We start from the raw sequence: 20672 nt of genomic DNA, 5'->3' as shown, positions 1-20672 counted from the left end.
GCTCGCTGGCGCTCGCTGCGGCGCAGGCGCCACGGCCCGGAGGCCGATCGCGGGGCGCCTCGCTTCGCTCGGAACTACCGGGTCGCTTCGCTCCCACGCTCCCATCGCTTTACCCCCGCGAGCTTCGGCCCTCATTCCGTCGCCGGGTCCGATGCACAGAAGGTCCAAGACCGGGGTGTATCAGGGCGAAGGACTGCGACTCCTGACAGGCATTCGCTCCCTCCCTGAGACACCGAAGAGGCCCGTCATGACCGCACTGCCGCTCAGCACCTACCGCCGCAGGACCCAGCCCGCGGCCCGGGTCGGCTGGTCCGACCACCGCACCCGCACCGCCGCTCTCGACGGCTGGCTCGCCCGCGAGGAGGCGGTGGCCGCCGGCGCCGCCGTGGCCGCCGACCCGGCACAGCTCGGCCTGCCCGAGCGCGAGACGCTGGTGCGCGCGCTGTTCCAGCGCTTCACGACCACGCTCGAGGGCGTCCTCGACCACGAGCTCGAGCTCGGCGAGGGCGTCGCGCCGTACGCCGCGGTGCGAGCTGCCTACCTGCGCGCGACCACGCACCGGCCGGCCGACTGGCGCGCCCTGCAGCGCGAGGCCGGTTACCCGGTGGTCGCCGAGCTGACCCGTCGCCAGCACGCCCGCATCGCCAGCCGGGCGGGGATCAGCCCGGCCGAGGTCGGCGCGGTCGCGGCCGAGCTCGCGCTGGCCACGAGCACCGCGACCCTCGTCCTGGCGCCCCGACGGCGCAGGCGGGTCGCGCGGGTCCTGGCCCGGCGCGCGGGCTGACCACGCGCCGCGGGACACCGGCCACCGGCCCGGGCGGGGGACGACGACCCCCGCCCGGGTCGGCCGCACGTGTGGGCCCGGTGTTCAATGGCGCTGTGGCGACTCGAAGCGTGCTGAAGCGGAGCGTGCGGACGCGGCGTGCCCTGCCGGTCCTCCCCGTCGTGTCGGTGTTCCTGCTCGCCGGGTGCGGCGTGGCCGGCACCCAGTTCCACCCCGGCCTGGCGGCCCAGGTCGGCGACCAGACCATCAGCACCCGCCACGTCGACCAGGTGACCCACGACGCCTGCAAGGGGCTCGAGACGCTCAACCGCGGCTCGGCGCAGCCCAGCACGCCGACCCCGATGAGCACGCTCACCTCGCAGGTGACGACGGCGCTGGTCGAGAAGCTGGTCGCCGAGCAGCTGGCCGACGACTACGGCGTCACGCCGACCTCCGACTACAAGGGCAACGTCGCCCAGACCGCGAAGCAGCTGACCAAGCTCAGCAGCGCCGAGAAGGACGCCGTCCAGGAGGTCGTGGACGCGCAGGCCTACATGCAGGACGTGATGGTCCAGATCGGCGGCATCGAGCTGGAGAAGCAAGGCCAGACCGACGCCGGCGCGGAGGACAAGTACAACGAGGGACTCAAGCAGCTCGACGCCTGGGTCGCCGACCACGACGTGCACATCAACCCCAAGTACGCCATCGAGATCGGCGCCGAGGAGCCGGTCGACACCGCGCTCTCGGTCGCGGTGAGCAAGCAGGCCAAGAACGGGATCGCGGCCAACCCGGGCGCTGCCTACACCGGCTCCCTGCCGGGCAGCTTCGTCTGCTTCGACTAGCCCGACGACCGTGGCCGAGCCCCCGCCGTCCCACGAGCCGCTGCTCGAGTTCCTCGCGGTGATGCGGCGGTTGCGCGCCGAGTGCCCGTGGAAGCGCGAGCAGACCCACCGGTCGCTCGCGCGCTACCTCCTCGAGGAGACCCACGAGACGCTCGAGGCGATCGACGCCGGCGACGAGACAGGCGACTGGGACGCGCTGCGCGAGGAGCTCGGCGACCTCCTGCTCCAGGTCTACTTCCACGCCGTGATCGCCGAGGAGTCGGGCGCGTTCACTGTCGACGACGTGGCCCGCGGCATCACCGCGAAGATGCACCGGCGGAACCCGCACGTCTTCGGCCCGGCCTCCGACGACCCGCCGGCCGACGCCGCGGCGGTCAACGAGGTCTGGCAGGCCATCAAGGCCCGCGACAAGCCGCGTGACTCCTTCACCGACGGCCTGCCCGACACGCTTCCTGCCCTGCTCTACGCCACGAAGGCGCTGGAACGCGGTGCGCCGGTCCGCGACCTGCCGGACGACCTCGGCGGTCGGCTGCTCGCACTGGTGGCCGAGGCCGTCGACGAGGGGGTCGACCCCGAGCAGGCGCTGCGCGACGCCGTACGCCGCCTCGGCTGACCACCTCCCGAGACGCGCTCCGGAGGGCCACTAGGCTTGCGTCCGCGCACTCGTCCGCGCACTTCCCCACCTCAGGAGCACCCACCCGTGGCATCCATCGAAGCTGTCGGCGCCCGCGAGATCCTCGACTCGCGCGGCAACCCCACCGTCGAGGTCGAGGTGGTCCTCGACGACGGGACCTTCGCCCGCGCTGCCGTGCCCAGCGGCGCGTCGACGGGCGCGTTCGAGGCCGTCGAGCTGCGCGACGGCGGCGACCGCTACCTCGGCAAGGGAGTGCAGAAGGCCGTCGACGCGGTGATCCAGAAGCTCGGCCCGGCGGTCGAGGGACTCGACGCCGACGACCAGCGCGTCGTCGACCAGACGATGCTCGACGCCGACGGCACCCCCAACAAGGCGCAGCTCGGCGCCAACGCGATCCTCGGCGTCTCGCTCGCCGTCGCACGGGCCGCGGCCGACTCGGCCGGACTGCCGCTCTACCGCTACGTCGGCGGTCCCAACGCACACCTGCTGCCGGTGCCGATGATGAACATCCTCAACGGCGGCGCGCACGCCGACTCCAACGTCGACGTCCAGGAGTTCATGATCGCGCCGATCGGCGCCCCGACGTTCAAGGAGGCGCTGCGCTCGGGCGCCGAGGTCTACCACGCCCTCAAGTCGGTGCTGAAGAAGAAGGGGCTCTCGACCGGGCTCGGCGACGAGGGCGGCTTCGCGCCCAACCTCGACTCCAACCGCGCGGCGCTCGACCTGATCGCCGAGGCCGTCGAGGCGTCCGGCCAGACCCTCGGCACCGACATCGCGCTGGCGATGGACGTCGCGGCCAGCGAGTTCTGCGCCCGGTCCGACTCGGGGCAGGGCACCTACACCTTCGAGGGCGCCGCCAAGACCAGCGCCGAGATGACGGCCTACTACGCCGAGCTCTGCGCGGCCTACCCGATCGTCTCGATCGAGGACCCGCTCGACGAGGACGACTGGGACGGCTGGAAGGCCCTCAGCGACCAGCTCGGCGACACGATCCAGATCGTCGGCGACGACCTGTTCGTGACCAACGTCGAGCGGCTCCAGCGAGGCATCGACGGCGGAAACGCCAACGCGATGCTGGTCAAGGTCAACCAGATCGGCTCGCTCACCGAGACCTTGGACGCGGTCGACCTCGCGCACCGCGCGGGCTTCCGCAACATGATGAGCCACCGCTCGGGCGAGACCGAGGACACGACGATCGCCGACCTCGCGGTCGCCGTGAACTGCGGGCAGATCAAGACCGGTGCACCGGCGCGGTCCGACCGGGTGGCCAAGTTCAACCAGCTCCTCCGGATCGAGGAGGAGCTCGGCGACGCGGCGCGGTACGCCGGCGCGAGCGCATTTCCGCGGTTCAATCGTTAGGACATGACTCCCGACAAGCGCAGGCCCCGCGGTCGCACCGGTCCGGGGCGCCGCCCCGGCGCCCCCCGACCGGCGCGCGCCGCGGCACCGCGCCCGGAGCCGGCGCGCGCCGGCGGCACGACCGCTGAGCGACCGCGGTCGCGGCTCACCGGCCGGGCCGCGGTGCTGGTGCTGGTGCTCGCGGTGCTGACCGTGTCGTACGCGTCGTCGCTGCGCGCCTACCTCCAGCAGCGCACCCACATCAACGACCTCAAGAGCCAGATCGCCGAGCACGAGGCCAACATCGACGCGCTCGAGTCGGAGAAGGACCGCTGGGACGACCCGGCGTACGTCGAGAAGCAGGCGCGCCAGCGCCTGGGCTACGTCATGCCGGGCGAGAAGACCTACCTCGTGCTCGGCGAGGACGGCAAGCCGCTCGAGCCGGCGTCGTCGCTGCAGGACCCCAGCACCGTCATCACGACCACCCAGACCCCGTGGTGGAGCGACGGCTGGGCCTCGGTCGAGCTGGCGGGGCACCCGCCGAAGGCCGACAAGCCGCCCGCCGCCGAGATCGACGGCACGCGCAAGGGCACCGGCGGCGAGGACTCTGCGGGGGAGACCCCCGAGGCACCATGACGCCGGCCTCGAGCGCGGCCTCGACGCCGGCCTCCCAGGCGGACCTCGAGGCCGTCGGCCGACAGCTCGGGCGGACGCCGCGCGGGGTGCACGCGGTCGCGCACCGCTGCCCGTGCTCGCTGCCCGACGTCGTGGCCACCGAGCCCCGGCTCGACGACGGCACGCCGTTCCCGACGACGTTCTACCTGACCTGCCCGCGGGCCGCGTCGCGCATCGGCTCGCTCGAGGGGTCGGGCCTGATGAAGGAGATGGAGGCGCGGTTGCGCGCCGACGACGACCTCGCGGCGGCGTACGCCGAGGCGCACCGGCGCTACCTCGCCGCGCGCGCCGAGCTCGGCTCGGTGCCGGAGATCGAGGGGATCTCCGCCGGCGGGATGCCCGACCGGGTCAAGTGCCTGCACGTGCTGGCCGCGCAGGCGCTCGCCCAGGGCCCGGGTGCGAACCCCCTCGGCGACGAGGTGCTCGACGCCCTCGGCGACTGGTGGGCACCGGGTCCGTGTGTTGACTGACCCCGTCGCCGCGATCGACTGCGGCACCAACACCATCCGCCTGCTGGTCGGCGCACTGCCCGACGTCGCGGTGCGGGAGTCGCGCATCGTTCGGCTCGGGCAGGGCGTCGACGCCACCGGCCGGCTGGCCGACGAGGCGCTGACGCGCACGTTCGCGGCCCTCGACGACTACGTCGCGACGATCCGCGAGCACGGCGCGACGCGGGTGCGGCTCTGCGCGACCTCGGCGGTGCGCGACGCCGCCAACGGCGAGGTGTTCGTGCGCGGCGTCGAGGAGCGACTGGGGGTCGCGCCCGACATCCTCACCGGCGAGCAGGAGGCGGGCCTCGCGTTCGACGGCGCGGTCCGCAACCTGACCGCGCCAGCCCCCGAGCCGGTGCTCGTCGTCGACATCGGCGGCGGGTCCACCGAGCTGGTCCTCGGTTCGCGCGGCCGGGTCGACGCGGCGCACTCGATGGACATCGGCTCCGTGCGCCTGCACGAGCGGCACCTGGCCGGCGACCCGCCGACCCCCGACGAGGTGGCCGCGTGCGTCGCGGACATCGACGCGCACCTCGACGCCGCGCCGGTGCCGGTCGGTGAGGCGGGGACCGTGGTCGGAGTCGCCGGCAGCAACCTCACCGTCGCGGCCGGGGTGCTGGGCCTGTCGTCGTACGACCGCTCGGCGATCGACCAGGCGCGGCTGCCCGTGGCCGAGGTGACGGCGTACGTCGACCGGCTGGTCGCGCTGTCGGTGGGGGAGCGCCGCGCCCTGCCGTTCATGAATCCCGGCCGGGCCGACGTGATCGGCGCCGGCGCGCTGATCCTGGCGCGAGTGCTCGCGCGGACTGGGGTGACGACCATCGTCGCGTCGGAGTCCGACATCCTCGACGGGATCGCCTGGTCGCTCGTTTAGCACCCGTGGCTCAGGGGCACCGACGCCTCATGACCACCCAGCAGGAGACGGACGAGCCGATCGGCGCCGTCGTGCACCGGCTCTCCGAGCAGCTGCCCGAGCTGGTGCGCTCGGAGCTCCGTCTCGCACAGGCCGAGCTGACCGAGAAGGGCAAGCACGCCGGGGTCGGCATCGGGCTGTTCAGCGGTGCGGGGGTCCTGGCGCTCTACGGCCTGGCCGGGCTGCTGACGACCGCGGTCATCGCGCTCGACCTGGCGCTGCCTTTGTGGCTGTCCGCGCTCATCGTCACGGTCGTGGTGCTCGTCGCCGCAGGCGTCGCGGCGGTGGTCGGCAAGAAGCAGGTCACCCAGGCCACCCCGCCCACCCCGGAGAAGGCCATCGCCGGGGTCAAGCAGGACGTGGAAGCCGCGAAGGGGCACCGCTGATGTCGCAGAAGCAGGCCGAGCTCGAGGCCGACATCGCCCGCCAGCGCGAGGAGCTGGCCGCCACCGTCAACCAGCTCAGTGAGCAGGTCCAGGTGCGTGCCAAGGCCACCGCGAAGCAGGCCGCGGTCGCGGCCGGTGCGCTGGCCCTGGTCGCCGTCGTCGTCATCGTCGTGAAGAGGAGCAGGTCATGAGCAAGCTGTCACTGCTGGCCGCAGCCGGGGTCGGGTACGTGCTCGGAGCGCGGGCCGGTCGCCAGCGCTACGAGCAGATCGCCGCGACGGCCCGCAAGGTCGCCGACAACCCCCAGGTCCAGCGCGTCTCGCGCCGCGCCCAGGACGCCGCGGCCCAGCAGGCCGCGGCCGCTGCCGAGGTCGCCAAAGACAAGGTGAGCACCGCCGCGTCGGCCGCCGCCGACAAGGTCCGGGGCGGCGACAGCCAGATCGGCATGCAGGCCACCCCGTAGCCTGCGACCCTGACCGAGCTCCCGCACCCGGCCACCGGGCAGCCTTTCGCCTCGCCGGTCCCGCCCGGCAGCGGCTGGCCCGGCGACCCTGCCGCGCCCGACACCCCGGTCGCGCACACGGTGGCGCAGGTACGCCGCCTCGCGGGGCGGGCGAGCCTCGCCGAGGTGGAGGCGGAGGTCTCGGTCTGCCGCGCGTGCCCGCGCCTGGTGCGCTGGCGCGAGGACGTCGCCGTCGCCAAGCGCGCGTCGTTCGCCGGCGAGCCCTACTGGGGCCGCCCGATCCCCGGCTGGGGGTCGCCGACGCCCGCGGTGCTCGTGGTGGGCCTCGCCCCGGCCGCCCACGGCGGCAACCGCACCGGCCGCGTCTTCACCGGCGACCGCTCCGGTGACTGGCTGGTCGCCTCGATGCACCGCGTCGGGCTGGCCACCCAGTCGACCAGCGTCGACTCGGCCGACGGCCTCGAGCTGATCGACACCCGGATGGTCGCGACGGTGCGCTGCGCGCCGCCGCAGAACAAGCCGACCACCGCCGAGCGCGACACCTGCGCCCCCTGGATCGAGGCCGAGCTGCGGCTCGTCGTCGACCACGTCCGCGTGGTCGTGGCACTCGGCTCGATCGGGTGGGACGCGACGCTGCGCTCGTTCGCCGCCATCGGCTGGCAGCCGCCGACCCCGAAGGCGCGCTTCGGGCACGGCGTCGAGGCGGTGCTGACCGGGCCGGACCGCGAGCTCACGCTGCTCGGCTGCTACCACCCGAGCCAGCAGAACACGTTCACCGGCCGCCTCACCGAGCCGATGCTCGACGACGTGCTCGGCCGGGCCGCGGATCTACGCTGAGCGCGCCCCCGTATCCCAACCGGCAGAGGAAACCGCCTTAAAAGCGGCTCAGTGTGGGTTCGAGCCCCACCGGGGGCACCGTGGTGGCCGTTCTGGGTGAGGCACGGCCTCGGCCCTCGGCCTTCATCCCAGGGGGTGATAGCTCGTGAGAACCAGTCCGCACGGTGGACGGCCCTGGGGTGCGGTGGCAGGTTCGCGAGCGGGGGCGATGCGTCGTTCCCACCGCGCACGCGGGGCGACCGGTGCCGATCGGCCGGTTGGCCCCCTCGGCTGCCCTCCAGCGTGGCAACTGAGGAAGGTACGGTCTGCGGGGTCGGGGCGCACGCCCCGGCCGCCGACAGCTGTCCGTGGGGGAGGGTGATGGCCGAGCACCAGGGACATGACGGTCACGACGGTCATGACGGGGAGCACGGGGAGCACGGGGAGCTCGACGACGAGCGCGTCTTCAGCCAGGCGTTCTGGGACGAGCGGTACGCCGCGCACGACCGGGTCTGGTCGGGCCTACCCAACCAGCGGCTCGTCGAGCACGCCGGCGGGCTGGCGCCGGGGCTGGCGCTCGACGTGGGGTGCGGCGAGGGCGCCGACGTGGTGTGGCTGGCCGAGCGGGGCTGGCGGGTGACCGGTGCCGACGTCTCGGTCGTAGCGCTCGACAAGGCCAGGCAGCACGCGGGCGAGGCCGGGGTCGCCGACCGCACCGACTGGGTGCACGCCGACCTGGTGGCCGGCGACCCGCTGCCGGGCGGCGCCGACCTGGTCACCGCGATGTACGTGCACGTCCCCGACGCGCACTTCGACCGGGTCTACAGCGCCATCGCCGGCTGCGTGCGGCCGGGCGGGACGCTCATCGTCGCCGGGCACCACCCCGACGAGCGCCGGACCGACCTTCGCAACCAGCGACTCTCGCACCTGCTGTTCGCGCCCGAGCGGGTGACCTCGGTGCTGACCGACGGTTGGGAGGTCGACGTCGCCGAGGCCCGGACACGTGACTTCCGCAACCACGACGGCGAGCCGCGGGTCGCGACCGACACCGTGGTGGTGGCGCGCCGCGGGTGACCTGACCGGCGCGTCCGGCTCTCAGCGAATCCACAGCAACGGCGGGAACGCCGGAGCGCGTACCTGCGTTCAACCTGTCGAAGGTCCGTACACTGGGCCCTCTCACCCCGGCCTCCAAGGAGAGACCATGCAGAGCAACAACCCGATCTTCCGTCGGTCCGAGGAGTTCAACCGCGGCGGCGCCAACATGTACGGCAACCAGACCTACGCCGGCAACGGTGCGCCGACGGCCGGCTACGCCCAGACCGACCCGTCGCAGTGGTCCGTCGGCGCGCCCGGTGGTCCGCAGGACCTGGGCCGGGCGCCCGCCGCCACGGGCCCGATGACGATCGACACGGTCGTCCAGAAGACCGCCATCAGCCTCGGCCTCGTGATCGTCGCGGCCGCCGCCACCTGGCTGGTCACCGGCGACATCACCGACAACGAGGTGCCCGGCGGTCTCATCACCGCTCTGACCCTCGGCTCGCTCGTCGCGTTCGCGCTGTCGATGGTCAACTCGTTCAAGCGCGTGGTCAGCCCGGCGCTCGTGATGGCGTTCGCCGTCGCCGAGGGCGTGGCGCTCGGCGCGTTCAGCAAGTTCATCGACTCGATCTACTCCACGCCCGGCACCGGCAACCTGGTCATCCAGGCGGTGATCGGCACGTTCGCGGCCTTCGCCGGCACGCTCGCGGCCTACAAGTTCTTCAACATCCAGGTCGGCGCGAAGTTCCGCATGTTCGTGATCGCCGCCGTGTTCGGCATGATCGGCCTGAGCCTGATGGAGCTGGTCCTGGGCCTGTTCGGCTCGTCGTTCGGCCTCTTCGGCTTCGGCGGCCTCGGCATCCTGACGGCGGTCGCCGGTCTGGTGCTCGGTGTCTTCATGCTGATCCTCGACTTCGACTTCGTGGAGCAGGGGATCGCCAACCGGATCCCCGAGCAGGAGTCGTGGCGCGCGGCGTTCGCGATGACCGTGAGCCTGGTCTGGATCTACACCAACCTGCTGCGCCTGCTCGCGATCTTCAGCGACAACTAGCAACCAGCCGAGCCCTCCACACGGGGACGGCTCCGGCGGCCTCGGGAACCATGGTTCCCGGGGCCGTCGTCATGTGTGGCCTGCGATCACTGGCCCTGGAGCCAGGCGAGGACGGCGAGCACCCGACGGTTGTCGTCGTGCGCCTGCGGCAGGTCGAGCTTGGTGAAGATCGCGTTGGTGTGCTTGCCGACCGCCTTCTCCGAGACGTACAGCCGGGCGGCGATCGCCGCGTTGGAGCGGCCCTCGGCCATCAGCGTCAGCACCTCGCGCTCGCGGTCGGTGAGGCGGTCGAGCGGCCGCGCCGCCGAGCCGGAGACCAGGCCCGCGACCACCTCGGGGTCGAGCACGGTGCCGCCGGAGGCGACGCGGCGTACGGTGGCCACGAACTCGTCGACGTCGGCGACGCGGTCCTTGAGCAGGTAGCCGATCGCGCCCTCGCCGCTGGCGAGCAGGTCGCGCGCGTAGATCGGCTCGACGTGCTGGCTGAGCACCAGCACCGGGAGCCCGGGGCGGGCGGCCCGCGCGCCGATCGCGGCCGTGAGGCCCTCGGTGGAGAACGTCGGCGGGAGCCGCACGTCGACGATCGCGATGTCGAAGTCGTCCTTCGCGAGGAGCGCCTCGAGCTGCGGCGCGTTGTCCACCGCCGCGGCCACCGCGATGTCGCTCGCCTCGAGGATGCGGGTGAGCCCCACCCGCAGCAGCGCCTGGTCCTCCGCGAGCACGGCCCGCAGCGGTGCGGTCACTGCGGGCACGGCACCTCCATGGTCACGACCGTCGGCCCTCCGGCGAGGCTCTCGACGCTCATCGTGCCGTCGAACGCCGCGAGTCGCTGCCCCACCCCCGCCAGGCCGGAGCCGCCCGGGTCGGCGCCGCCCCGACCGTCGTCGCCGACCACGAGGTGCAGCACCTCGCCGTCGTGGCGCACCCGCACCCAGGCGCGGGTGGCGCCGGCGTGCTTGACCGTGTTGGCGAGGCACTCCGCGACCGCGAAGTAGGCGGCCGACTCGACCGGCGGCGGCAGCGAGGGCGCGTCGACGGTGACGGTGACCGGCAGCGGGATCGGCAGCGCGAGCGCCTCGATCCCGCCGGCCAGCCCGCGGTCGGCCAGGGCCGGCGGGTGGATGCCGCGGACGACGGACCGCAGGTCCTCGAGCGCGTCGACGGTCGTCTCGCGCGCCTCGCGCAGCAGCGCCGCGGCCCCCTCGGGGTCGGTCGCGATGAGCTTCTCGGCCAGGCCGACGTTCATGCCGACCGAGGCGATGCGAGCCTGCGCCCCGTCGTGCAGGTCGCGCTCGATGCGCCGGACCTCGGCCGCGCTGTGGTCGAGGGTCTCGGTGCGGGAGGTGGTGACCTCCTCGACCCTGCGCTCGAGCTCCTCCAGCCGGGTGTGGCCGAGGATGTTGCGCTCGGCCACGGCGCGGGCCCGCACCAGCGACGGGGTCACCAGCCACCAGGCCAGCAGCAGCGGCGCGTCGAGCAGCGCCAGCAGCGCCCACCAGAAGCCGCCGTCGACGACCAGCCCGACCAGGTGCGTCAGCGGCGCGACCAGCAGGGCGACCGGCAGCACGGAGAGCACGAACCCGCCGGTCGCGGAGAACCACAGGAAGCCCACGTCGCGCCACCGCGCGCGGTCGGTGAGCCAGCGGACCGGCCGGGTCACGACGTTGGTCCCGGTGGTGTCGGCGTACGACGCCGCGACCTCCTCGCCGAGCAGCTCCCCGCTGACCCGCCGGTGCACGCCGGTCAGCGCGGCGGTCGCGGGCACGACCGCGAGCGCCAGCGCGAAGCCGGCCGTGACGAGCCCCAATGGGATGCAGAGGAGGGTGAGGATGCCGAGCGCGAGGGCCGGTGCCATGGACAGCGCGTAGCCGAGCGAGACCCCGGTCAGCCGGAGCCGCTCGACGAGAGCGGCGCGGTCGACGGGTGCCGGCCGGACCGTCGTGATCGGCTGGAGAGGCATCGCGGACCAGTCTGTCATCGCACGGCCCCCGTCGAGGGCGCCGCACGCCGCACCGCGGAGCGCGCCGAGCCGAGCGTCAGCAGGACCACGCCGACCGCGATCACGACCGGCAGCCACAGCTCGCCGTCGGGGACGACGCCCTCGTGGCGGGCGATCCCGAACGGGACCACCGTGGCGAGCGAGGCGACCAGGCCCAGGACCACGCCGATGCCGGCGACCACGCGGGCCTCGGCGAGCACCGACGACTCCACCTGGCCGGGGGTCGCACCGAGCAGCCAGAGCCGGTGCAGCTCGGCCCGCCGGTGGGCGACCACGGCCGCGAACGTGTTGACCACGACGACGGCCGCGAACAGCACGACCATCCCGACGACGACGTTGTTGAGCAGGTTGATCGTGCGAGCGTCCTGCTCGAAGCCCGCGGGGCGGGTCCGGCTGTCGGTCCCGACCGCCATCAGCACGCTCACCGAGGCGGCGGTCAGCACCACCACGGGCGCGAGCACGCCGCTGAGCAGGTGGGCCCGGCGCCGGGTGTTGTACGCCGCCAGGTGGGCGGCCGCGCTCGAGCCGAGCAGCGGCTTCGCGACCACCGAGAGGTGCCGCAGGAGCCACGGGGCGACGCAGGCGAGGCCCAGCGACACGAGGATCGCGCACGAGCCCGAGGTCGACATCGCGGCGTACGGGTCGGGGTCGTGGGCGGTCACCGTGACGGTGACGACGCCCATCGCCAGGCCGTAGGCGGCCAGCAGCACGGCCGCGACCACGCGCCACGCGCGCAGCCGCTGGCTGCCACGTGCGCTCTCGCTCGGGGTGATGGAGGCGGGCCCGCGCGTCCCGCGGCGGGCGGCGAGGCCCGACCCGAGGAGGCTGACCAGCACGATCAGCACGGCCGTGCCGGCCGGGGCCGCCCCGCCCTGGTAGCGGACCGAGTCGGCGACCACGTCGCCGTGCCGCAGCATCTCGAGCAGGGCGCGGCCGCCGAGCGAGGCGAGCAGGGCGCCGGCGGCCGAGGCGACGACGGCTACGACGAAGGTCTCCGCGCGCACGAGGCGCGCGGCCTGCCGCGGCGTGGCGCCGACGGTGCGCAGGAGCCCGATCTCGGTCTCGCGCTGGGTGACGGTGATGCCGACGGTCGAGACGACGGCGAAGAGCACGATGAGCGCGCCCCAGCCGCCGACGACTGCGCCCATGATCACCAGCGTGTCCTGGTCGGTCGACGACACGGGGCCGGTGGCGGCCTGGGCGAGGGTCGCGAACGACCCCATGAGCGCCGTGCCGAGCAGCACGGTCAGGAACGTCGCGGTCGACGCGGTGGCGCGGTGTCGCAGGGAGGCGAGCGCGAGCCGCATCATGACGCCGCCCCCATGCTGTGCTCGGCGACGAGCTCGTCGAGGTGGGCCAGCTGGCCGGCGACGGCGTCGGCGGTCGGCCGGGCCATGGTGCCGGCGATCCGGCCGTCGACGAGGAAGACCACCGTGTCTGCGTACGCCGCCGCGACCGGGTCGTGGGTGACCATCACGACGGTCTGGCCGCCGCCGACGTGGCCGGCGTCGTCGACGCTGCTGCGCAGCAGGGCGAGCACCTCGTGGGCGGTGGCGGAGTCGAGCGCACCGGTGGGCTCGTCGGCCAAGATCACGGCCGGGTCGGAGACGAGTGCGCGGGCGATGGCGACGCGCTGCTGCTGGCCGCCGGAGAGCTCGGCGGGCAGGTGGCCGGCGCGGTCGCCGAGGCCGACCCGGTCGAGCAGCGCCTGCACGCGCTTGCGGTCGGGACGGTGGCCGGCGAGCCGCTGCGGGAGGCCGACGTTCTGCGCCGCGGTGAGGTAGGGCATCAGGTGGAAGGACTGGAAGACGAAGCCGATCCGCTCGCGGCGCAGCCGGGTGCGGTCCTCCTCGCTCCAGTCGGTGACGTCCTCGCCCGCGATGACGACGCGGCCCTCGGATGGGCGCTCGAGGCCGGCGGCGCAGGTGAGGAACGTCGACTTGCCCGACCCCGACGGGCCCATCACCGCGGTGAAGGTGCCGGTCGGGAAGGTGAGGTCGATCCCGGCGAGGGCCCGGACGGCGCCGGCCCCCTCGCCGTACGTCCGGGCGAGCCCGCGCACGGCGAGGGCCGGCGGCGGACCACTGGGTGTGGGCTGACTGGTGTGTGAGTTCATGCCCATGACGCTAGGAACGCCGGGGCGCGCGCTCGATGGGTCTGGACCGCCAACCGAGGTGGGGTTTTGCCTACCCCTCGCCGCCTCTCGATGGGTGTGCAGTCGGCCCCAGGCAGCGGCATGTCCGGGCGCATTGCGGATGTCAGCATGTAGCCGTGACCGACGAGGAGATCTTCCAGCGCTTGCCGTTCCCCTACGAGGGCGGACGGTTTCCCTCGAACCTCGGGGCGTTCGTCCAGCGGACCGTGCTGGCCGGAGAACTTCCAGCCCGAGAAGTGGTTCATACACCTGATGGCTCCTGGGCGATCGGAGACGGTGTCAGCGATCCGAACCTGCCCGGCGCTTCAGAGATCGCTCACATCGCACACGCCGTAGCCATGAACAGTTCGATCGCTGACCTCGCAACGATGCCGCCAGGACACATCGCCGAGCGCAGCGGACCAGGTGGACCGTGGGAGATCAAAGTGCTCGTGGGCTGGGACGACGACTAGCGCCCTAACGTCGGCTTGATCGCGCGGATCGCGCAGGTCGCGACATGGTGCTCCGCCGGGTCGGGCGCCAGACCCCGTGCTCAGGACAAGCAGGTCACTGACAGCACCTGCCGCCAACCCACACCGTCGACGGTCACAGGAATCCATGTCAGCCGAACGGGTCCTTCCAGCCCTCGGCCGGTCGGGGGAAGGCAGGTAGGGCGGCCGCGAGAGTGCGAGGAGCCACGCGTGTCGGTCCAGCTCACATCTGTCGGGACTGCGATGGTCCAGCCATCGTCCAGCTCACACGAGATGGAGCCCTCTGCGGAGAGGCAGCTGACGTCATCCTCTACGACATGTGGATGGCGCTGACCGACAAGGAAGGCCGTCAGCGCAATGGCCACACCTAGAACTGCGCACGCGGAGACCCATGCCGCTGCTCTGCGATACCGAGGCTGTGGCTGTTGACGCATGGGAGAACTATCCACCGCCGCAGTGCCTGCGAACCCACATCAGCAACCTCGAGTCACGCCCGGGCATCGGCACCGTCGGGCTCCCTCCGACATCGGCATGAGAGCGTGTTTCTCGCGGGCTTGAATCAGCCGTGAAAGGGACACATCCAGTCAGCGTCCGGTGACCCCGTCGATCAGCTCGCGGATGATGTCGGCGTGCCCGGCATGCCGGGCGAGCTCGCTGGTCGTGTGGGCGACCACCCAGCGGACGCTCAGCTGCTCGCCGTCGACGAGCGCGGCGAGCGGGGCGTCGAGGTCGGTCACGCCGTCCAGGATCTCGTCGCTCGCGGCGACGGCCTCGTCGAAGGCGGCGAACACCTCGGCCGCGGGACGGTCGGGCGGCACCGCCATGCTGAAGTCGACGTCGGACCACCGTGCGTCTTTGGCCACGTGGTAGCCGAACCACCACCGCTCGCCGTCGGTCACGTGCTGGACCAAGCCGAGCAGGGAGGTGCCCGACGGCACGAGTGTGCGGCGCAGCTGCTCGTCGTCGAGCCCCTCGGTCTTCTTGACCAGGCAGTGGCGGGCGAAGCGGAGGAAGGCGAGCGCGGTGTCCTTCTCGCTCGTGTCGATGCGGGGGACGGGCTCGCGCTGGGTCTCGGTCACGCCGTGGTGGTACCCGCCGGCTCGTCGTCCTCGTCGTGCTCCTCGCGGTCCTCGCTGGTGTCGGGCGCCTCGCCCTCCGACTGCGGCTGGCTGCGGCGGTGCCGCAGCTCGACCCAACGACCACGCACGCCGCGGGAGCGGCCGGCGACCTGGGTGCCGTCGACCTCGGTGCCGGGCACGTTGACGGCCTGGAGGGCGGCGGCGGTGATCGGCAGCACGCCCTCGCCGCGCAGCGCCTCGGGCGCGGCCTCGTCGTCGGGGATCAGGCCGACCGCGGCGAGCACGGAGGGCAGCAGCACGGAGGCCAGCGCGCGGTAGCCCGCGGCCGAGGGGTGGAACCGGTCGGGGCCGAACATCACCCCGGGCGCGGCGGCGAACTCGGGACCGAGCACCGAGCCCAGCGACACCGTCCGGCCACCGCCCTCGACGACGGCGATGGTCTGGGCGGCGGCGAGGCGCCGAGACCAGGTGCGGGCCACCTGCTTGAGCGGCGCCGGGATCGGCTTGACGGTGCCGAGGTCGGGGCAGGTGCCGACGACGACCGCCACGCCGGCCTCGCGGAGCCGCCGGACCGCCTCGACGAGGTCACCGACGGAGCTGGCCGGCCGGACGCGGTGGGTGACGTCGTTCGCGCCGATCAGGACGACGGCGACGTCGGGCTCGATCGGCAGCGCCTGGTCGAGCTGGCCGGCCAGGTCGGAGGAGCGCGCACCGATCTTCGCGAACGCGCGCAGGTAGACGCGGCGGTGCGCGCGCTCCGCGGCACCGCTGGCGAGGCGCGCTCCGGGCGTGTCCTCGACCCGCTCGACGCCGTACCCCGCGGCGCTGGAGTCGCCCAGCAGCACGATCTTGAGCGCAGGCCCGGGGCGGCCGCGGCCGTACCAGCCGGTCGCGTCGGGCGGCGTCACGTCGCCTGGCTCCCCGATGGTGCGGCGGGCGAGCTGGGCCTCGGCGCGCAGGAGGCCGTAGAGCGCTCCGCCGAGCACGGACAGGCCGCCACCGCCGTACGCCGCGGCGGAGGCGAGCTTGCGCGCGGCCCCGGCCTTCCCCACGACTCCATGCTACGGACCGGTAACTGGAAGGATCAGCAGGGTGCAGTACGCCAACTCAGTCCTCGACCTGATCGGCAACACCCCGCTGGTCCGGCTCCGCCAGACCCTCGACCTGCCTGCGGGCGGCGGTGACGGAGGTGACGGGCCGCTCGTCCTCGCGAAGGTGGAGTACCTCAACCCCGGCGGGTCGGTGAAGGACCGCATCGCCACCCGGATGATCGACGCCGCCGAGGCCTCGGGCGAGCTCCAGCCGGGCGGCACGATCGTCGAGCCGACGTCCGGCAACACCGGCGTCGGGCTGGCGATGGTGGCCCAGCAGCGCGGCTACAAGTGCGTGTTCGTCTGCCCCGACAAGGTGAGCGAGGACAAGCGCAACGTGCTCAAGGCCTACGGCGCCGAGGTCGTCGTGTGCCCGACCGCTGTGGCGCCCGAGCACCCCGACTCCTACTACAACGTCTCCGACCGGCTCGCCTCGCAGCCCGGCGCGTGGAAGCCCGACCAGTACTCCAACCAGCACAACCCGCGCTCGCACTACGAGTCGACCGGGCCCGAGATCTGGGCGCAGACCGAGGGCCGGATCACCCACTTCGTGACCGGCATGGGCACCGGCGGCACGATCAGCGGCGTCGGCCGCTTCCTCAAGGAGCAGAACCCTGACATCCAGGTCGTCGGCGCCGACCCCGCCGGCTCGGTCTACTCCGGCGGCTCGGGGCGGCCCTACCTCGTCGAGGGCGTCGGCGAGGACTTCTGGCCCGAGACCTACGACCGGTCGGTCGCCGACCGCGTGATCGAGGTGTCCGACGCCGACTCGTTCGCCTTCACCCGGCGGCTGGCCCGCGAGGAGGCCCTTCTCGTCGGCGGCTCGTCGGGCATGGCGGCGTACGCCGCCCGGCAGCTCGCCCAGGAGCTCGCCGCCGCCGGGCAGCGCGACGCGGTGATCGTCGTGCTGCTCCCCGACAGCGGCCGCGGCTACCTGACCAAGGTCTTCAACGACGACTGGCTGGCGCAGTACGGCTTCCCGACCGAGGCGCTGCGCGATCACACCCAGACCGTCGGCGAGGTGCTGCGCGGCAAGGACGGCCGGCTGCCCGACCTCGTCCACACCCACCCCAACGAGACCATCGCCGAGGCGGTCGCGATCCTCCAGGAGTACGCCGTCTCGCAGATGCCCGTCGTCCGCGCCGAGCCGCCGATCGTCGCGGCCGAGGTGGCCGGCTCGGTCTCCGACCGGGCGCTGCTCGACGCACTCTACGCCGGCACCGCGCGCCTCACCGACCGCGTCGAGGACCACATGAGCCCGCCGCTGCCGACCGTCGGCTCGACCGAGGACGCCCGCGACGCCGTGGCGATGCTCGAGAGCGCCGACGCCGTGCTCGTGCAGGAGGACGGCAAGCCGGTCGGCGTGCTGACCCGTCAGGACCTGCTGGCGTTCCTGGCCGGGACGCGGGAGTAGCCGCGCCGCACCCGCGTGACCGTGCCTTAGAATGAGAACACGTTCTAGTTTCCGGAGGCGGCATGAGCCTGGGTCCAGCGGTCGAGGGGTGGTTCACCACCGGGCCGGAGCCGCGGCTGCTCGGGTCGCGGTGCACGACCTGCGCGACCACGTACTTCCCGCCGGTGGCGTCGTCGGACGGGGCGGCGTTCTGCCGCAACCCCACCTGCGACGGCGACGAGTTCGAGGTCGCGGAGCTGAGCCGGCGCGGGACGGTGTGGAGCTACACCGACGCGCAGTACCAGCCGCCCGCGCCCTACGTCGCGCGCACCGACCCCTACGAGCCGTTCGCGCTCGCCGCGGTCGAGCTCGACGAGGGGCTGACGGTGCTCGGCCAGGTGGCCGACGGCTACGGCGTCAAGGACCTCCATGTCGGCGCCGAGGTCGAGCTCGTCGTCGAGCCGCTCGACGGCGAGCTGCTCATCTGGCGCTGGAAGCCCGTGACCGAGCTCGGCGAGGAGGCGGACCAGTGAGCGAGGTGGCGGTCCTCGGGGTGGGCATGCACCCGTGGGGCAAGTGGGGCCGGCCGTTCACCGAGTACGGCGTGGTGGCCGCCCGCGCGGCGCTCGACGACGCCGGCATCGACTGGAGCCAGGTCGACCTCGTGGTCGGCGGCGAGACGGTCCGCAACGGCTACGCCGGCTACGTCGCCGGCGCGACGTTCGCCCAGGCGCTCGGCTGGAACGGCGCCCGCGTCGCCACGTCGTACGCCGCGTGCGCGACCGGCGCCCAGGCGCTCGACACCGCACGGGCGCGGATCCTGGCGGGGCTCTCCGAGGTCGCGCTCGTGGTCGGCGCGGACACCACGCCGAAGGGGTTCCTCGCCCCCAACGCGGGGGAGCGGTGGGACGACCCCGACTGGCTGCGGTTCCGGCTGCTCGGGATGACGAACCCGGCGTACTTCGCGCTCTACGCGCGCCGGCGGATGGACCTCTACGGCGCCACGCCGGAGGACTTCGCCGCGGTGAAGGTGAAGAACGCCCGGCACGGGCTGGAGAACCCGAACGCCCGCTATCGCAAGGAGGTCTCGGTCTCCGACGTGCTCGAGAGCGCCGTGGTCTCCGACCCCCTGCACCTGCTCGACATCTGCGCGACCTCCGACGGCGCGGCCGCGGTGGTGGTCGCCAGCACCGAGTTCGCGAGGAAGCTCGGGCTCGCCGACCCGGTGCGCATCAACGCGGTCTCCACGGTGACGCCGACGTTCCCCAACACGATCCTCGACATGCCCAGCCTCTCGACCGACGCGAGCACCGGCGGGGCTCCGGAGCTGACCTTCAAGGAGTCGATCGCCCACGCGGCCTACGAGGAGGCCGGCATCGGGCCGGAGGACGTCGGCCTGGCCGAGGTCTACGACCTCTCGACCGCGCTCGAGCTGGACTGGATGGAGGACCTCGCCCTGTGCGGGCGCGGCGAGGCCGAGTCGCTGCTCCGGGCCGGCGAGACCACCATCGGCGGCCGGATCCCGGTGAACCCCTCGGGCGGGCTCGCCTGCTTCGGCGAGGCGGTCCCGGCGCAAGCGCTGGCCCAGGTGTGCGAGGTGACCTGGCAGCTGCGCGGCCAGGCGACCGGCCGCCAGGTGGAGGGCGCGCGGGTCGGCATCACGGCCAACCAGGGCCTGTTCGGCCACGGCTCGTCGGTGCTCCTCAGCCGTTAGCGCGATGAGTGCCGCGCTGTCGGCGGGTCTGGTTAGCGTCAACCGCACCAACCGACCAGGAGATGACATGGCGATCCTCAACCCCTACCTCAACTTCGACGGCGACACCGCCGAGGCGATGGCGTTCTACCAGTCCGTCTTCGGCGGGGAGCTCACCGTCATGACGTTCGGCGAGATGGGCATGACCGAGCACGAAGGCAACCCGATCCCGGCCGACGGCGTCATGCACTCCCAGCTCACCAGCGACGCGGGCTTCACGATCATGGCCGCAGACAGCCCCGGCGAGCACACACCCAACGGCCACATCAGCCTCAGTGGCGACGAGGACGACCTGCTGCGCGGTTATTGGGACGGGCTCGCCGATGGAGGCCACGTCGACGTGCCACTCGAGGTGGCGCCCTGGGGCGACGCATTCGGGCAGCTCAAGGACAAGTTCGGCATCAACTGGCTGGTCAACATCTCCGGCTCTGGCAGCGCTAGCTGAGCACGCCGTCGACGTAGACCCATCGACCGCGGCGGCGCTCGAAGCGGCTCCGCTCGCGGCGGCGGCCCGGACGTCCGGCGCGCTCGTACGCCGCCTCGAACTCCACCTCGCCGGCGTCCTCCCCGGTGCCGCCGGCGAGGACGTTGAGGACCGTCAGCCCGGTCCAGGTGAGCGTCGGGTCGGGCTCGATCGTGTCGGGCCGGGTGCGCGGGTGCCAGGTGCGGAAGACGTGGTCGAGGTCGCCGACGGCGTACGCCGCGTAGCGCGAGCGCATCAGCTCCTCGGCGGTCTCCGCCTCGGCCTGCCTGCGGTGCAGACGGCCGCAGCACGCGTCGTAGCGTTCGAGGGAGCCGCACGGGCAGTCGACGCGTCCCATGACTCCACGCTAGCCACCCACCAGCACGAGCCTCGGTAGACAAATCGCGGCCACGGGGAATGGAGATCGGCTCGATGGTCACCGTTCCTGGATGTCCGAACCCAACCCTGACCTGATCCCCGACGCCCAGCAGGTGCTGACCGAGCTCGCGCAGAGCACCGCCTTCCTGCCGCAGGAGCTGCCCGAAGGAGCCGAGCCGCCGCCGGAGGGCGCGATCGCCCTGCCGGTGATCGAGCAGGACGGCAACCACTTCGTGCCGGTGTTCACCTCGTCGGAGGCCCTGGCCTCCGCCGGCGCCGACCCGGCGTCCGCGATCGAGATCGCCGTGGCGCAGCTCGCTGCGGGCTGGCCGTCCGACGACCTGTGGCTGGCCGTGGACCCGGCCAGCCCCGACGGCCTCACGCTGCCGTCCGACGTGGTGCGCGCGCTGCCGGGGCTCGTCGGTGCGGGCGCCGCCGGCCCGGAGTAGCGGCCGCCGTACGACCTAACCGGAGACGGCGTCCA

26 protein-coding genes and 1 tRNA gene are annotated in these 20672 nt (G+C 73.1%); 20 read left to right on the top strand and 7 right to left on the bottom strand.

Features of this window, described 5'->3' with window-relative positions:
• The first annotated feature begins 247 nt into the window (after positions 1 to 247).
• From G514_RS30465 to G514_RS0118085, 14 genes are all read left to right on the top strand, one after another.
• Positions 248 to 784 carry a hypothetical protein gene (locus G514_RS30465; protein WP_028652916.1) on the top strand — a complete coding sequence of 179 codons (537 nt, stop codon included), beginning with the start codon at positions 248 to 250 and terminating at the stop codon, positions 782 to 784.
• Between the two features lie 95 nt (positions 785 to 879).
• Positions 880 to 1605, top strand: coding sequence for a SurA N-terminal domain-containing protein (locus G514_RS0118145; RefSeq protein WP_157544967.1), 726 nt, complete (start codon positions 880 to 882; stop codon positions 1603 to 1605).
• Positions 1606 to 1615: 10 nt separating this feature from the next.
• A complete protein-coding gene (locus G514_RS27600) occupies positions 1616 to 2218 on the top strand; it encodes a nucleoside triphosphate pyrophosphohydrolase (RefSeq protein ID WP_036565162.1) in 603 nt (200 codons plus the stop codon).
• An 87-nt stretch (positions 2219 to 2305) separates the two neighbouring features.
• Positions 2306 to 3598 (top strand): phosphopyruvate hydratase, encoded by a 1293-nt coding sequence (eno, locus tag G514_RS0118135; protein ID WP_028652914.1) that lies wholly within the window; start codon positions 2306 to 2308, stop codon positions 3596 to 3598.
• A 3-nt stretch (positions 3599 to 3601) separates the two neighbouring features.
• Entirely contained in the window at positions 3602 to 4213 is a 612-nt protein-coding gene (locus G514_RS27595; RefSeq protein WP_084152193.1) for an FtsB family cell division protein, read from the top strand.
• Positions 4210 to 4722 carry a DUF501 domain-containing protein gene (locus G514_RS0118125; RefSeq protein WP_028652913.1) on the top strand — a complete coding sequence of 171 codons (513 nt, stop codon included), beginning with the start codon at positions 4210 to 4212 and terminating at the stop codon, positions 4720 to 4722. The genes G514_RS27595 and G514_RS0118125 overlap by 4 nt, the downstream gene beginning before the upstream one ends.
• The gene (locus G514_RS0118120) at positions 4712 to 5617 is read left to right on the top strand and encodes a Ppx/GppA phosphatase family protein (protein WP_157544965.1); all 906 of its coding nucleotides are present in this window, start codon (positions 4712 to 4714) and stop codon (positions 5615 to 5617) included. The genes G514_RS0118125 and G514_RS0118120 overlap by 11 nt, the downstream gene beginning before the upstream one ends.
• A gap of 29 nt (positions 5618 to 5646) precedes the next feature.
• The gene (locus G514_RS0118115) at positions 5647 to 6042 is read left to right on the top strand and encodes a phage holin family protein (RefSeq protein WP_028652911.1); all 396 of its coding nucleotides are present in this window, start codon (positions 5647 to 5649) and stop codon (positions 6040 to 6042) included.
• Positions 6042 to 6233: a DUF3618 domain-containing protein gene (locus tag G514_RS0118110; protein WP_028652910.1), complete on the top strand. Its 192-nt coding sequence runs from the start codon at positions 6042 to 6044 to the stop codon at positions 6231 to 6233. Before G514_RS0118115 ends, G514_RS0118110 begins: the two co-directional genes overlap by 1 nt.
• Complete coding sequence (locus tag G514_RS0118105; RefSeq protein WP_028652909.1) at positions 6230 to 6505, top strand: hypothetical protein; 276 nt, start codon at positions 6230 to 6232, stop codon at positions 6503 to 6505. The genes G514_RS0118110 and G514_RS0118105 overlap by 4 nt, the downstream gene beginning before the upstream one ends.
• A gap of 9 nt (positions 6506 to 6514) precedes the next feature.
• Positions 6515 to 7342, top strand: coding sequence for a uracil-DNA glycosylase (locus tag G514_RS0118100; RefSeq protein ID WP_028652908.1), 828 nt, complete (start codon positions 6515 to 6517; stop codon positions 7340 to 7342).
• 4 nt (positions 7343 to 7346) lie between these two features.
• Positions 7347 to 7420: transfer RNA gene (locus tag G514_RS0118095), tRNA-Leu, on the top strand.
• A gap of 282 nt (positions 7421 to 7702) precedes the next feature.
• A complete protein-coding gene (locus G514_RS27590) occupies positions 7703 to 8395 on the top strand; it encodes a class I SAM-dependent methyltransferase (RefSeq protein WP_084152192.1) in 693 nt (230 codons plus the stop codon).
• Between the two features lie 127 nt (positions 8396 to 8522).
• A complete protein-coding gene (locus tag G514_RS0118085; protein ID WP_028652907.1) occupies positions 8523 to 9407 on the top strand; it encodes a Bax inhibitor-1/YccA family protein in 885 nt (294 codons plus the stop codon).
• Between the two features lie 86 nt (positions 9408 to 9493).
• Here the strand turns inward: G514_RS0118085 and G514_RS0118080 are convergent, their stop codons facing one another.
• The 4 genes from G514_RS0118080 to G514_RS0118065 are packed head-to-tail and all read right to left on the bottom strand — an operon-like array spanning position 9494 to position 13522.
• Positions 9494 to 10138 (bottom strand): response regulator transcription factor, encoded by a 645-nt coding sequence (locus G514_RS0118080; RefSeq protein WP_028652906.1) that lies wholly within the window; start codon positions 10136 to 10138, stop codon positions 9494 to 9496.
• An 8-nt stretch (positions 10139 to 10146) separates the two neighbouring features.
• Complete coding sequence (locus tag G514_RS0118075) at positions 10147 to 11367, bottom strand: sensor histidine kinase (RefSeq protein ID WP_028652905.1); 1221 nt, start codon at positions 11365 to 11367, stop codon at positions 10147 to 10149.
• A 14-nt stretch (positions 11368 to 11381) separates the two neighbouring features.
• Complete coding sequence (locus tag G514_RS0118070; protein WP_028652904.1) at positions 11382 to 12716, bottom strand: FtsX-like permease family protein; 1335 nt, start codon at positions 12714 to 12716, stop codon at positions 11382 to 11384.
• Positions 12713 to 13522 (bottom strand): ABC transporter ATP-binding protein, encoded by an 810-nt coding sequence (locus tag G514_RS0118065; RefSeq protein WP_051247748.1) that lies wholly within the window; start codon positions 13520 to 13522, stop codon positions 12713 to 12715. The genes G514_RS0118070 and G514_RS0118065 overlap by 4 nt, the downstream gene beginning before the upstream one ends.
• 155 nt (positions 13523 to 13677) lie before the next feature.
• Between G514_RS0118065 and G514_RS30460 the strand changes: the two genes are divergently transcribed.
• Positions 13678 to 14013, top strand: a complete 336-nt coding sequence (locus tag G514_RS30460; protein WP_157544959.1) for a hypothetical protein — start codon at positions 13678 to 13680, stop codon at positions 14011 to 14013.
• 602 nt (positions 14014 to 14615) lie between these two features.
• Here G514_RS30460 and G514_RS0118060 read toward each other — a convergent pair.
• Positions 14616 to 15110 carry a DinB family protein gene (locus G514_RS0118060; RefSeq protein WP_028652902.1) on the bottom strand — a complete coding sequence of 165 codons (495 nt, stop codon included), beginning with the start codon at positions 15108 to 15110 and terminating at the stop codon, positions 14616 to 14618.
• Positions 15107 to 16162 (bottom strand): SGNH/GDSL hydrolase family protein, encoded by a 1056-nt coding sequence (locus G514_RS27585; RefSeq protein ID WP_036565159.1) that lies wholly within the window; start codon positions 16160 to 16162, stop codon positions 15107 to 15109. The genes G514_RS0118060 and G514_RS27585 overlap by 4 nt, the downstream gene beginning before the upstream one ends.
• Positions 16163 to 16202: 40 nt before the next feature.
• On the opposite strand from G514_RS27585, the gene G514_RS0118050 reads away from it, so the two are divergent.
• The 4 genes from G514_RS0118050 to G514_RS0118035 all read left to right on the top strand — a co-directional run bounded on the left by G514_RS0118050 (position 16203) and on the right by G514_RS0118035 (position 19792).
• Positions 16203 to 17615 (top strand): cystathionine beta-synthase, encoded by a 1413-nt coding sequence (locus G514_RS0118050; RefSeq protein ID WP_028652901.1) that lies wholly within the window; start codon positions 16203 to 16205, stop codon positions 17613 to 17615.
• Between the two features lie 62 nt (positions 17616 to 17677).
• Positions 17678 to 18127: a Zn-ribbon domain-containing OB-fold protein gene (locus tag G514_RS0118045; RefSeq protein WP_028652900.1), complete on the top strand. Its 450-nt coding sequence runs from the start codon at positions 17678 to 17680 to the stop codon at positions 18125 to 18127.
• Positions 18124 to 19308 (top strand): lipid-transfer protein, encoded by a 1185-nt coding sequence (locus G514_RS0118040; RefSeq protein WP_028652899.1) that lies wholly within the window; start codon positions 18124 to 18126, stop codon positions 19306 to 19308. Before G514_RS0118045 ends, G514_RS0118040 begins: the two co-directional genes overlap by 4 nt.
• A 67-nt stretch (positions 19309 to 19375) precedes the next feature.
• Positions 19376 to 19792, top strand: a complete 417-nt coding sequence (locus G514_RS0118035) for a VOC family protein (RefSeq protein WP_028652898.1) — start codon at positions 19376 to 19378, stop codon at positions 19790 to 19792.
• On the opposite strand, the gene G514_RS0118030 is transcribed toward G514_RS0118035, so the two are convergent.
• Positions 19785 to 20168, bottom strand: coding sequence for a YchJ family protein (locus tag G514_RS0118030; RefSeq protein WP_028652897.1), 384 nt, complete (start codon positions 20166 to 20168; stop codon positions 19785 to 19787). The two genes, G514_RS0118035 and G514_RS0118030, sit on opposite strands and share 8 nt — an antisense overlap.
• A gap of 91 nt (positions 20169 to 20259) precedes the next feature.
• On the opposite strand from G514_RS0118030, the gene G514_RS27580 reads away from it, so the two are divergent.
• On the top strand, positions 20260 to 20637 hold the full coding sequence (locus tag G514_RS27580; RefSeq protein ID WP_036565158.1) for an SseB family protein: 378 nt from the start codon (positions 20260 to 20262) through the stop codon (positions 20635 to 20637).
• The last annotated feature ends 35 nt before the right edge of the window (positions 20638 to 20672 follow it).

Origin of the sequence: Nocardioides halotolerans DSM 19273, from assembly GCF_000422805.1 — a bacterium.
In the GTDB taxonomy this organism is placed as follows: domain Bacteria; phylum Actinomycetota; class Actinomycetes; order Propionibacteriales; family Nocardioidaceae; genus Nocardioides; species Nocardioides halotolerans.
Note: the sequence above shows the minus strand (reverse complement) of the source record. Positions and strands in the feature narration are given on the sequence as shown.